We start from the raw sequence: 13,102 nt of genomic DNA, 5'->3' as shown, positions 1-13,102 counted from the left end.
TGGGATGCAGCCATGAAACGGCCAGCAAAACTCAATAATTGTAAGCCCCGCCTTCCTTCTCGTCCTCTATCGCCTGACGCGCAACTGTGTGATCGGCATCAAGCTGCCGAACTTCTTGGCATCAGCTTTAGCAGCATCCGGAATCTTGAGCGGCACGGCAAACTTAAGAGTCGTGCTCTCACAGACTCCCAATGCTCCAAAAGAATGTTTGTAGTTTCGGACGTTCTCGCAATTGCCCAAATCAACAAAGTTTGCCGAATGCTCCCCGAGCTTGGGGACGTCATTGTAGTGAACGGCAAGACCTATCGCAGAGTCGATGACGGTCACACGACATGAGCACGAATGGCCAACGCTATTCCGGCAGTTTCATTCTTGAACGAACAGAGCAAGCTCTTCCGTGGCAGCAGGGAAAACCATCCATGTCCCCCCAAACGTCGCACTACACTACGAACAAGTCGTCGCCCTCTCATTTCAAGGGTGTGATTCCTAGCGCCACGTATGCATACTTTGACAAGATCGCGTTCTGGATTGAGAACGTCTTCACCGAGGAGGAAAAGGCATTCATTCGAAGTCAATGCGGCCCTGGCGGCACCGACATAGATAGAAATTTCCCAGGTCACCGAGCGCGCTTTGATCCGCGGCTAATACAGAGGATAGAGACCAGGCAGCCAACCCCTGCACTCCGCAAATTCCTGAGCACCGTGCCGGGCATCCACCTGAACATGGCCGAATTTACGCTCGACTTAATCTTCAACACCGAAGAAGAGCGCGATGAAATGTGGAAATACCTCGACCAACATCTCGTAAAGCGGAAGCACAAGGGGACAGTTCGGTACTTCAAGGGCACAAGATATACCGACCGCAGATGGGCCTCCCTAAATCACGTCGCATACCGCCCCCTATTTGCTAAGCTGACCGGGGAAGTCTACTGCATACATCTCGAAATCAGGGTCTGCGGTGCCGCCGCTCTTCGACGTTTGAAAATCGGGGGTATTGCAGACTTAGTCGAATTCGATCACCACGCTTTCTGGGAAACTCGACTGCTTCTGAAAAAGGTCAGAGATTTTGGCCAGTTGGGACGATCGTATTTCAACAGCTTAAGGCCAAACAGGAAAGACACGCCGCGCAAACCGCGCGTGTTCAGTACCAGGGCTGGATTCGTGTATTACACTGACAGAAGGTTAGGTCAGACCATTTTGCGGGCGTCACGCACCGTGCAGAATATGATCGATGCGGCCAGCAGATCGGAATTCCCTGTCAATCGCACTCTGGTAAGGATTGATAACACTCCACTGCTCCCCGCAAATAGCAATTTCTGAAAAGGACAAGGGACCGATCCTTTGGCCTCGAGCTTTGCGTTAGGATTTCAATTCTATGACCGACATCTTCAAGTTCTGGAGCCAAATCGGCGCGAAGGAGACAATGCATCCAGCGGATGCGCCTATCTTTTCGCGATTGAAAGGAAAGCACGCCTTCGACCTCCGATGTCTCCCGCTTAATTTTTCCGGACCATTACAAAACGCTCGCGTTGTCCTCTTGTACCTTTCGCCGGGTCTTTCGAAACACGATGCGACTTTCGCGAAGACCTCCGCCGGCCAGCGCTTCTACTCCGAGCAGCGAACGGGCCGAGCGGCTTTGCCCAATGACCCTTCGAGTCTAGGATATGAATGGCGGCGGAGTCGACTGAGGTTTCTCGGCGATTGGGAGAGCGCGCTCGACAGGATCGCTGTTATGAATATCGGGGCCTATCATTCGAAAACCTTCACCGATCACGATGTGCTCGCGGCCCTCCCCTCAAGCCGCAAGGCGCTTGATTGGGCGCAGAACGTGTTGTTTCCAGAAGCGGAGGCTGGCAAGCGCGTTGTGATTTGCATGCGCGCAGCGAAGTACTGGGGGCTGAGGGCCGGGAATGTGTACGGGAGGTCTCTGTTCGCGCCAACAGCCGGGCGAAGTGGCCATATGTTAAAAGGCGCCATGCGAGAGAGGATCGAAAAAGCCGCGCGGTCCGCTCTCGTTCCCTGATCAATATCCATGGCGACAGCGCTGCCGGGCCGACTTGTTTAGTACTCAGCTTTCTAGTGATTGAAACGTTCGATTGGCACCATAGGTGAGCTACCCTCCTAAGACGGTGTATAGGGCTTAACCCTTCAGCTGGAAGAACGTGCGCATCTAACAATTGGTAAGGGCGATTTTGCGCTCTTATTAGCAAGACATTTGACAATTAGAACACGTATCCAACTGTTATCATTGAGGATAATCTATGCGCACAGAAGCAGGCTACATTGTTCACTGATCATGTAGCCCACTTCAGCGCACGTCTGATCGACATTGGCGTCCGTCAATTCACCGCACAGGTGGTGGTGCAAGACGCAAGGCTGAGTATGGATATTTCAAGCAACACGTGCACCTTTGTCACGAGGCCTGACGATTTGACTGGAAGCTACAGTCTTTCACGCTGCACTGGCGCCAGCCTTTCTCGGCGCACTGGAGCTAGTCTATCTCTCCGCACCTGAACTAGTCTTTCTCTCCGCACCGGAGCCATGAGCTTTGGAAGAGACCACCACCAACCGTCGTCTCGCCTCTCACTCCTAATTCCAATCTCTTTTTTGGCCGCTTTGATTGTATTGAAGTGAAGGCCTAAAACGCTCGCAAGTTCTCTCATCTCGTTGGCGGGCTTTGGCCCATCACGCAACGCTTTACATAGTTGGATTGCTGCCTTTTGCTGCTTCGTTACGTGGGGTGTCGGCTTTGATAAAATGACGTTTGGATCGACATCGTCTTCCCACTCGTGAGCCCATTCCACAACAGGTTGCTGGTTCAACCCGCTTCGGATCGCGAAAGCAACGGACTTCTTGTCACGTACAAGATTTGCCTTCTCCGTCATCAGAAGGGTCTGGTCGCTTCCGAGGCTCTTTCCGACCAACAGGACAGAGCGTGATATGTTCACAAGTCCGACGCTTCCGAGAATATGCTCGCGTGCCTTTCGCTTTGTCCCCTTGACGGTATGAAGGACGTTGATTACCGCGATTTTGTATCGCCTCGCTAATTCTGCAAGTGGCGTGAGTAATTGACGAACCTGGTCGTCCCTGTACATGCTCAGGTCACCTGCGAAATCCGTCAACGGATCGAGCACGATGACGCGCACATCCCCAATTTCACGAATCAGGTTCTCAATCTCGCCAAGCTTTGTGTCAATGCGATCAATCACATTGAAGTCTTCAGCATCGGCTGTACTGCTAGTCCCGATAACGCGAACCTTCGATAGATTTGCTCCTGCTGCTTCCAGCCGAGTTCGCATCATCGCCCGCGGGTCATCTTCTTTGGACAGGATTATTGCGGAGCCTGACAATGAGCTCTCGGCTGGCGCATCCTCACCAAAACTAGGCATGGGCCTGCCTACCGTTAGCCGAGCAATGATGTCGTATATCATTGTCGATTTTCCAACCGCACCATCGCCACAAATAGTGGTTATGTAGCTTTGCGGAATGAAAGGCTCAAACAACCAAGTGATTTGCTTGGCGCGAAAGCTGTCTAAGGGCCGCGCTACCAGTTGCTTTTTACTCATGCCAACCTACTCCGCTTCAAGTATCTGGCACATCATTTCCAATTTTTCCGGCCACGTCTATGGCAAGAAAATCGTAGAATTAATCTCCACTCTTGAGCCGATGACGATAAGTCCTGTCCTTTCGAACATGCTCGCGCGCTGTGCTCTTTTTCGCCTGGGGATATTTTTCCATTGCAGCGATCAGAAACTCCTCGTTGAGCTCGTCAGGCACGCTCGTAGTTTGTTTTTTCCGCATATAGGCGTCTCGGAGTCGCCGAACTAGTTGCGCAGCAAACCTTGATTGAAGGGTCTTCGCAGTCTTGCTTGTTGCTCCCTCCGGTCGACCACGGCCCAAACGCTTTCTGATACGGTTCCCGCAGTCGCGCAGTTGATCTGGTTCAAGCGAATCTAAAAACTCGTCTATGCGATCGGCCATGCGGCTCCCTTTTGGCGGATTTCCCGAGGGCATCGCCGGAGGACGGGCAGGTGCGGTCTCGGCTTTTCAACAGGCTGAAGCGGCCCCTTGTCCCCTTCATTATTGTCCCTCGAAACAATTTTGTGGAGACCTTCCGCTATGCCCTCGCGCTTTAGCACGCCTATTTTTGGTAATGTGCTGGACAACTTGAGCGATTGCCGCGTGACAGCCCCATGGTGCTGAATTGGTCGGCGACCTTCCCGCCCTTCGGCTCGGCCGGCCCGGCGTCGAGACTAACTCAGATTGACGTTGTTTCGCCATTCCTCACAAGTATAGCACGATTTTTCCGTATGAGACCGCACCGCGCCGCTATCGATCTGGCGGCTGATCGTGGACTTGTTGACCCCGACTTGCGCGCATCTCGCTGATGCAATCAGCTCCGAATGCGTTGCATCAGGGCGACGCCGCATCAGGCTGATCCCAGCAGCTGTCCACTTTTTTGAGGCCGGGCCACCGATTTTCACTTCGCTCGCCGGAGGACCCGCGGCTTCGCTGGGCGCTCGCGTTCAATTTTGACTGACCTCGCGGGAACGCTGGCTTTTGCGTTGTAGATTCGCGCTGTCTGAAAAAGCTGCAGCGCAGCCGATAGTGTGACGAGGACGGCGTAGAAGAGCAATAGCAGACTCAAAAGATCCAACAACCGAACATCAAGAATCTTTGCCACGATGCCAGTAACGAGCGCTGCGCCTTGCACGAATATGAAATGCACGAGGTTCGCTGTTAACGTTAGGTAAAACGACGTGGGCTCGCCGTCTTCCGACAACAGCTTAAAAATGTCCGCAGATGAAAACGCCAGAACAATTGCCAACGCGCCTACAGTAAACCCAAGGAGGTTGGGCAAAACACCCACGGCAATGTCTGCAGCATGGGCCGCATTCTCGCCCGACGGCCACAACAACCAGCAGATCGCTGTCAGCACGACGGAAACATGAAGGTACGGAGATCTGAGCAGTCCAGATCGTCCGCCGTACACGGTCCAGTAGTTGCGCAGGGTACGTAACTGCCCGCGCCAATGCTCAAAGAAATGATGCAATCCTTGCGAAAAACGTTGCCACTGACGAAGTGCCCACGACCTCAGCCCTGACAGTTTTTGGATGGTCTTTGGTAGACTCGAAGACAGTCTTTCCATCGTCATCCCTTCCCTCCGCCGAAACAGATCCATTGTTGGCGGCGACTTTCGCCAAAGTCCGCGTATCTTCGTCAGGCGTCAACTTCTGAATTCCAGGCCGCTTCTTCAACACGACCGTTTGTTCTTTGGCTCCCTGATCTAGCAGCTTCTGCAGAATTCGTTCTTCCTGCTCATCGAGACTGTCAGGGTTGGGTCGGACGACATTTATTTCGAGCTTCTTCAACCGGGGCATTGCGAAGATCATGTCCAGTGCTTCGGCCGAAGGTACAACGGTAACTTCAACCCTCGGCTCGCCTTCCTCGAGTTCGTCTTTAACGAAGAGCTTTCGAAATAGGGCTTCCGCTCGCCGGGCACCTAAATTCTCCCCGAGCTCGTTCTGGAATTCCACGACCAGCAAATGCTTGCGCTCGACAAACACGAAGTTGAAAGACCGGAAATTCGGGTCAAGATCGTCAGGGATTTGAATGTCGCGTTTTTCAGTCGGCGTCGCCTCCCGATCCTCCGCTTGATTAAGCCATTTGCCTTGTCGGTCGATCTCCGTCCAAACCAGTATGCGACCGTAGAAGCTTGGAGGTTCACTTTCTCGATCAACAGGGGGCGTTATCTTCGCCCAGTCTGACCCCCAGATCTTTACGGGTACGTCGGCCGCAGCTGCAAACAATCTACGGTAGATGCCCGCCGGGTGGGGGTCCGCGGCAATGTTCAACGCGCCCATTACGATCGAAACGTTATCGGCCATTCGCCTCTCCCCCACGAGAAGCGTTTCATACGTGGTTGAGCTCCGCAACCGAGGCGAGCAATGGGTTGGGTGTTATGAACAGGTGCATTGGGCTGTGGAGCACTTCCACATCACGTCAAGAGAGCCGTTGGTCCGAGAGTGAAGCATTTACCGCAATCCGAAATTGATGCAGCACGCAAGATATCAACAGTTGCTCTAAGAAAGCTTGCCATGTTGATTTTTTTCACCTACCAGTAGGTCGAGAAAACACACAAGGCGAATCGATGAACCCCGTCGAGACCGTTATCCTGAGAGAGCCATGGGAAGTTCAACCCCGACTCCAGGAGCTCACCTTGTCCTTGAACAAGCTATTGGAGATCCGCGATATCGCAGTTCTTGAAGGCGCTAACGTCACCGCCTTCCACGCTGCAAACGCAGAAGGTACTTTCAGATATCACCACGGGACTTGGGCGCTACGGGATCGCTTCGTTGGCGGCGATTGGATGGTCAATCGTTCGAATGGGGTCGAAACTATCAGAAACGAGGTGCTCAAGCTCGCAATCGGCTTTTGCAACGTCGATCTCGCGTGTGTTGATCGATATGATCCGCAACCGCGAACAAAGAAAGGAAATGGCGCCGCACGCGCTGCCAGTCCGGGATTGTTCGAACATTTGCCAAAATATGTGCCCGGCATCCCGCGTGAATGGCAGTTCTTCTATCTGATGGTAGACGACAAGGGCGCGGCTGAACTATCAAGGCCAGTTCTGGAAGCTGGCAGATTTATTGCAATGATCGAACGTTTGTACCTCGCTCACGGAAGCGACGATGGGTCAACCATACGGGTATTGGACGTTCCAGACACCGGTCAGGATTTCGATCCGCAGATCGTACGGAAGTAGCTGGGCGCGCAATGTTCAATGGGAAAAGGCTCAGCTTGGCGCGAATGCGCCGGCGGCTGACGGCGAAGGCGCTTGCGGAGACGAGCGACTTAGCCGAACTCACAATTTCTCGGCTCGAGAAAGGCACAAACGATCCTGATGAGGTGACTCTCGAGAAGCTCGTCCGAGCTCTTGGATTTCCGCGCGAGTTTTTCTACGGCGGTGATCCAGAAGAGATAGACACGCTTGCAGTCAGCTTCCGGAGCTTCAGCAAAATGAGCGCAAAGGAGCGAGACGCAGCAGTTTCGGCTGGATCGCTCGGCCTACAGCTATACGGTTGGGTGGAAGCGCGCTTCCAACTTCCCGATCAACAGCTGATCGACCTAAGTTGTGAGAGCAACCCCGAAGCGGCAGCCGTCGCGCTGAGACACCAGTGGGGCTTGGGAGAACGCCCCATCGGGAATATGCTTGCACTTCTTGAGACGAAGGGTGTGCGTGTTCTCTCCCTTGCAGAGAACACGGCTGCTGTTAATGCATTCTCATTTTGGCGAGATGCCAAGCCTTACATTTTCCTGAATAACTTCAAAACGGCGGAAAGTAGCATCTTTGACTCTGCGCATGAGCTTGGCCATCTTGTCATGCACAAGCATGGTGATCCAAAGGAAACGCGCGCAGCGGAACGAGAAGCGAACGGGTTTGCGTCTGCATTTTTGATGCCGGCTAAGGACGTTCGCTCCCAAATTCATCGGCCTGTGACTATCTTGTCTATTTTGGACGCTAAACGCCGATGGCGTGTTTCGGCGATGGCACTCTCATACAGGCTTCACCAATTGGGTCTGTTGTCCGATTGGCGATACAAATCAATTATCATGGAGGCGGCAAAGCGGGGCTACCGTTTGGCCGAGCCCGGCGGGATCGAGCGGGAATCCTCCGTCATATGGGGAAAGGTTCTAACGCAGCTCTGGACGGAGCGGACTACCAAGAACGATATCGCGAAAAATCTGAACTTGCCTCTAGATGAACTCGAAGGCTTGATCTGGAATTTGACCGCTCAAGAAGCCCCTCCTCCCAACGGTCGAAGGCTTACCTCGGTGAAATGAGTAGGGAGCGTTGCTGAACTCCGATAACCAGGCCGGCAGCAAGAGCGCGGAACGATATAGTGATTTTGCAGTTAGCCGCCCTTAACGAGCTCCAGTCCTACTAGGGAGAAGGCCATAGTGGGCCCGTTATCCCGCCCCATCGGAGCCGACGACTCGCAAACCGCTCGACACGGTGAAAATTACGTCGTCGTGCAGACCACTTCTATCCCCATTATGATCCTCGACACAATTTCAACCGATAGTCTGGTATCGGTTCAACGACGTGCCCGCCGATATCGAGATAACTGTAGGCTAAATCTAGCGATTGCGGTCGCGGTCCGCCTCAGCCCGGTCACGCACCTCGTCACGAAGCTGGACATTTTTGAAAGAGTACGATTCGTTTTCCGAGCAGCTGAAGCTGACTAAGCGCCAAGCCGCCGCCTTTTCCACCGCGCCGGGAGTAGATGCCGATTCGGTGGTCATTTTGCGGCTACAAACACGATTGGGTCACGGCGGGTCAGCAGCTGCCAGGTCGGTGGTGGAAGACGGTCGATACTTTAGGTCACGGAAGACCAAGCCGGATGTGCATCATACGCGTTCTGGTACGTCAGCTGGTTCAATCGAAATCGGGTCGGGTCAGCCAGCGAGCGTGGCCCGTCACTCTGGGCAGAGCAATTGCCGGGAAGCAATTCGAGACATCTCGGAACCGAAATTGCGGGCCAGGCCCACTCGACGGCTGGTGGTCTTTAGGGAAGAATACAACGTGGGCCCTCCCCGATGAACGAGGGAGCCAGCCGACCGCCGACGGGCTGATGGGAGAATTGCAATGGCGGCGTCCGACACCGTTCTTGAGCAATCGGGATTGAAGGCGTTTGGCCTACATTGCGTTCGGAAGCAGGCGTCGGATACGTTCGTAGTGTTTGTCCACGGCATTCTCTCCGATGGAGATGGAGCCTGGGGAAAGCCGTCCTGGCCGGAGCTGCTGAAAGCGGAGAACGATTTCCAGAAGATGGGAATCTACATCTTCACCTATCGGACCTCCGTTTCGTCGAGAACATACAGTATAGCAGATGCGGCAGCTGCTTTACGCGAACATCTCGCCATTGAGGGGCTGCTGGATCTGCGCAACATCATCTTTGTTTGCCACAGCCTAGGTGGCATCGTAGTGCGCCGCTTTCTTGTATCCAGCCAAGCAAGGCTGACAGATCTCGGGCCCAATATCGGATTATTCCTGGTGGCTTCGCCTTCGCGCGGTTCGCGCGATGCGAATCTCGCAACGCTATTATCTTTTGCAATGCAACATACGCAAGCTGCGGTCCTGCGGTTTTCGCAAACCAATACGTCGCTTAATGACCTTCATGACGATTTTCAAACGCTGCTTAACAGCGGCAAGGTCCGGATCATTGGAAGGGAACTGCTGGAAGATAAGACGATCCAAGTGAAGCGCTGGATTGGCCTGCGCCGCCAGGTTGTCGAGCCGTTCTCCGCATCTGCCTATTTCCATCAGCCGGGGTTCGAGCCCCTTAAAATCCCCGGCTCTGATCACGCAAGCATCGTTAAGCCCCTTGATGCAAGTAAGCTACAGCATCGCATTCTGAAGAAGTTTTTGTCCGACTTCGAAAAACTCGCTGACGTAATCCACCCTGCGCAGCAGCAGGCAACGGAAAGCTCTAAGGACAATCCCCTCGAATCCAAGATACCGGGAGATAAGTCGACAGACAGACCTGCTTTACAAACTCGGCTAGGGCCCAAAATTGCTGAAATTCCTAGTGCAGCCCAGCCACCAAGCCTGCCAACATCTAACGCCGAATCCGAGGACCAACATGGCCCTTTCTCACTAGACGGCTTAGTTGGTGTGCCCGAGCTTACGCGAAAAATGTTGCCCCGTTCAGAACTGGTCGGGGACGTTGTCAACGCGATCTTGAACTCTCAAGTATCAGGCGAGAGGTTTTTCTTTTTGGCTGGACCTGGTGGCTGTGGAAAGAGCACTACCGCGGCTCTGGTCGCTCGCGCCCCCGAGTTGCGGGCCGCTTTCCCAGACGGGATCTTTTGGGTCAGCATTGGCCAACAACCAGACATTTCCTCCCGCCAAGCTGCATTCCTGAATCTTACCCCCAACCGACCTTCCTCTTTCCCGACAGCGGAAGCAGCCACAATTCATCTACGCAATTTCTTCAAGAATAAGAAATCTCTCATTGTCCTAGACGACGTCTGGGAGCTCAGCGATTTGCAGGCCTTTCAAGTGGGAGGAGAAGACTGTCGCACAATCCTAACCGGGCGCGAAATGAAGTTGGCGTGGCCACTAGATGCTGTCACCTTTGCGGTTCGAAGCCTTTCTCCGGCCGAGGCCTCGGAATTGCTCAGTATACGGGCTGGAGGCGACTTTCATGGTGGGCCGGACATAACAAGCCTTGCCCAAGCCTTAGATTTTTTACCGCTCGCTCTCGAACTTGCCGCTTATCAACTAAAATTCGGCGTCACTGCTCGCAAACTACTGGAACAGCTTAACAGCGAGCAATCCCGGTTGCAGGCGCTCGACATCCCGGGTTACGAGCACGAGAAGAACGAAGAAGTTGCTCGAAACCTCAGTCTAAACGCTTGTATCAATCTTAGCTTACGACGGCTATCGCCTGATCTTCTGCTTCAGTTCGCTCAGCTTTCCATCCTGCAACCCAGCTCAACCTTCAACGCCCTGGTTGTCAAAAATGTCTGTGCGCTCGCTGATGAGATGAACGCGGATGGCGTTCTTCGAACTCTCCGCTCGATGTCTCTCATTGAGCAGGTGAGCATTCCTTCTGAGAATAGACGGGCGGACTACCGTATGCATTCCGTTATGCGCGCAAAAGCGATCGCTGTCCTGTCGACAAAATTCAGTTTGGCGGAGCCTCTCGGATTGGACCAGTCACCAAAGCATGTTTTGGCCGCCTTTCTTCATCGGGTGAATCCGAACTATCCAAACTATTGGCATTTGATCCCGGACGATCAACATACGATCGAATACCTGACTGACTACCTGATCAGGCTAGGCGAGCAGGGATGTCTGCAATCAATTCTTCACACGCGTGCCGACGGTAGCGACGTTTATTCGCCAAACGCCTGGCATTCGCTCAAATCAGCACGATCACAAGAGGATTCATTCCGAGCCGACATTCAAAAGATCTACGAAGAAGCGATCTCATGGGATTGTCGAGAACTGCCCAGCTTTGACATTCTTGTTCGGAGTTTTTTGGGTACAGTCTCAATCAATGAGATGAATAAGAGCATCGATGCGCAAACTTGCGTAAATTTGGTCAAGACCGGTCTGTGGAGCGAAGGCCTTGCGTTATCTCACGCTCGCCTGCACTTCGGATTGTCGGGCATCGCAGAAGTTGCCAGCCATCTAAGCGAACCCCTCAAGAGCACGGCGATTGAGCAGGCTATCAGAATCGCCGAAAGCAGCCTCATGCAAGCGGGCACGGCATCTGCATTTGTGAGGTGTGCCCTGATCTGGGAAGGGCCAATGCGCTCACTCTTAGTGGACGCATGTACCCGACTCCTGCATCAGCACCTCTCAACGAGTCGGAACTTGTGGGACGGCAAAGTCGGGACAAATGCTCTTCGCGCTTCGATCGACCTAGCAAACAACGCCAAGCCTCCTAACTGGTCTCCAGACTCCTATCTGACAAAGTTCGTCGAAGGCGGAAAGCGGTGGCGCCTCCCTCCGCAACAAGAGATCGGCGACCTGGAGATAACATACCTTCCCTCCATCGTCGCCCTCGAAACACTTCTGCATCTAGCTCTCGATGCCACCTTTAACCTAAGGTCCAGAGCGTTAGAGGCGCTCTCGAGCCTCCAGAGCGAGCTCATTCAGCGAGAGGACTACTGCGTTTTCGCATTCAAGCTGAAGGTATACTGTGACCTGAGCACCATCGGCGTTGACTGGAACACCGTCTGCCTGAAGGCGCTCAGCTCGCCGTACACCTCGGCTTATGCCAAGATGAACTTCGAGCATGCTCTAGGCGAATCTGAAGGCATTGCGGGCTTCTCAAAAGCTATTTTAGCGGAATACCGCAACGATCCCGCAGTGCTTTCATCTCTATTGTCCGGCGCAACCAGCTCACCGGCGCGATTGTCACTTTTAGAGCATATATGTGCTGACGATGGCATTTCCGTTTCTCAGCTAATCCTCATGCTAGGCTCGCACGCTTGGTTAGCGGATTCATTTGGTAACCAGGGGAGAATTGCTCCTGTGGGTAACGGTATTTTTCGAGCAGACCAGGAATACCGCGTCATTCTGCGCACAATGATGCGGCACAAAGCTCCAGCCTCTGTCGATCAACAGAACCTATGCGCAGATATTTGTCGTATCAGCAACGATGCTGATCGCGTCGACGTCATTGAAATAACTCTAAGTTATCTCAAGGACCTACGAATAACGGATGCAGAGGCTATTTGCTCGTCCTTTTCAAACCTTGAACGGCGAGCGCTCGCACAACTCATGATCGGGACTCAGGTCGAACGTTTTCACCAACGAGAATTTCTCTTGGCAGCGATTGCAAGCTTTCGCGACGCCAAGTCCTCTGTCGTGGCTCTGCAGGCTCTTGGGATCTATGTCGGATACTACGGCAATCATGCTGCAGAAACGGTTCGGGCCGCAGCCGCATTCGCTGAAGGAATAGGCGATACGGAAGAGTTGAGAATAGCCTTTGCTCGCGCCGCAATAAATTTGGGCGCAGAGGCAACGTCTTCTTTCCTAAGGGCTACTTTTTGGCGCGTGGCAGACAGTTTCCCAGTCGAAGCCCCACCCATCCCTATACCGATCATAAGATCGCTATGCTGCCTGCCATTTTGGCATTCCGCGTTTCCCAGGAAAAAAACCGGCGCTCCGGGCCCGGTGAGGCTACACGACAAGCGCCCTTGGATGATGGCTAGCAAAAATAGCAATGAAGAATTTCTCAACTTCACCATCGCTCACCTCTCCACAATTCCAGAGGACACAACGCGCGTTGAGATATACGAGCAGCTGGCTGACATTGCTCAAGAGTGCACGATGAGGGGGCTAGTTGGTTACGCAGGCATTATCGTCAGCGCTATGTACGAGACTGCAATTATGTTCCGTTAAACACGGCTTCTCAAGCTCTCAAGCTGTACTGTATGTCCACTCGCAAACATCGTAAGCACCCTCCCCCATCGCGCACAGGACAGCTTTCGAAGCTGCCAGCCAGTGAACTATGCGGCTATCGTCGCGAAGCGAGCGGACGCGCCGTTACCGTTCCGGCTTCAGAAGCTCAGAAGCGACG

10 protein-coding genes are annotated in these 13,102 nt (G+C 53.5%); 5 read left to right on the top strand and 5 right to left on the bottom strand.

The features are described 5' to 3' along the window. Window positions 1-66: 66 nt before the first annotated feature. Window positions 67-327 (bottom strand): hypothetical protein, encoded by a 261-nt coding sequence (locus tag BcanWU425_RS20785; RefSeq protein ID WP_231188525.1) that lies wholly within the window; start codon window positions 325-327, stop codon window positions 67-69. Window positions 328-332: 5 nt separating this feature from the next. Between BcanWU425_RS20785 and BcanWU425_RS20780 the strand changes: the two genes are divergently transcribed. Next, window positions 333-1,319 carry a hypothetical protein gene (locus BcanWU425_RS20780; RefSeq protein ID WP_231188524.1) on the top strand — a complete coding sequence of 329 codons (987 nt, stop codon included), beginning with the start codon at window positions 333-335 and terminating at the stop codon, window positions 1,317-1,319. Window positions 1,320-1,374: 55 nt separating this feature from the next. Further along, window positions 1,375-2,022, top strand: a complete 648-nt coding sequence (locus tag BcanWU425_RS20775; RefSeq protein WP_231188523.1) for a hypothetical protein — start codon at window positions 1,375-1,377, stop codon at window positions 2,020-2,022. A gap of 418 nt (window positions 2,023-2,440) precedes the next feature. Here BcanWU425_RS20775 and BcanWU425_RS20770 read toward each other — a convergent pair whose 3' ends face one another. The 4 genes from BcanWU425_RS20770 to BcanWU425_RS20755 form a co-directional block, all read right to left on the bottom strand. Then, complete coding sequence (locus BcanWU425_RS20770; RefSeq protein WP_231188522.1) at window positions 2,441-3,565, bottom strand: AAA family ATPase; 1,125 nt, start codon at window positions 3,563-3,565, stop codon at window positions 2,441-2,443. A gap of 79 nt (window positions 3,566-3,644) precedes the next feature. Beyond that, window positions 3,645-3,980, bottom strand: coding sequence for a hypothetical protein (locus BcanWU425_RS20765; protein WP_231188521.1), 336 nt, complete (start codon window positions 3,978-3,980; stop codon window positions 3,645-3,647). Window positions 3,981-4,479: 499 nt separating this feature from the next. Beyond that, entirely contained in the window at window positions 4,480-4,938 is a 459-nt protein-coding gene (locus BcanWU425_RS20760) for a hypothetical protein (protein ID WP_231188519.1), read from the bottom strand. Window positions 4,939-5,035: 97 nt separating this feature from the next. Next, a complete protein-coding gene (locus tag BcanWU425_RS20755) occupies window positions 5,036-5,887 on the bottom strand; it encodes a DUF4747 family protein (protein WP_231188517.1) in 852 nt (283 codons plus the stop codon). 338 nt (window positions 5,888-6,225) lie between these two features. Between BcanWU425_RS20755 and BcanWU425_RS20750 the strand changes: the two genes are divergently transcribed. The 3 genes from BcanWU425_RS20750 (at window position 6,226) to BcanWU425_RS20740 (ending at window position 12,924) form a co-directional block, all read left to right on the top strand. Next, a complete protein-coding gene (locus BcanWU425_RS20750; protein WP_231188515.1) occupies window positions 6,226-6,765 on the top strand; it encodes a hypothetical protein in 540 nt (179 codons plus the stop codon). 44 nt (window positions 6,766-6,809) lie between these two features. After that, window positions 6,810-7,844, top strand: coding sequence for a helix-turn-helix domain-containing protein (locus tag BcanWU425_RS20745; protein ID WP_231190892.1), 1,035 nt, complete (start codon window positions 6,810-6,812; stop codon window positions 7,842-7,844). A gap of 805 nt (window positions 7,845-8,649) precedes the next feature. Beyond that, window positions 8,650-12,924, top strand: coding sequence for an alpha/beta fold hydrolase (locus BcanWU425_RS20740; RefSeq protein ID WP_231188513.1), 4,275 nt, complete (start codon window positions 8,650-8,652; stop codon window positions 12,922-12,924). The last annotated feature ends 178 nt before the right edge of the window (window positions 12,925-13,102 follow it).

It is taken from the genome of Bradyrhizobium sp. WU425, from assembly GCF_021052305.1.
Lineage (GTDB): Bacteria > Pseudomonadota > Alphaproteobacteria > Rhizobiales > Xanthobacteraceae > Bradyrhizobium > Bradyrhizobium canariense_D.
This window is presented reverse-complemented; position numbering and strand designations above follow the sequence as displayed.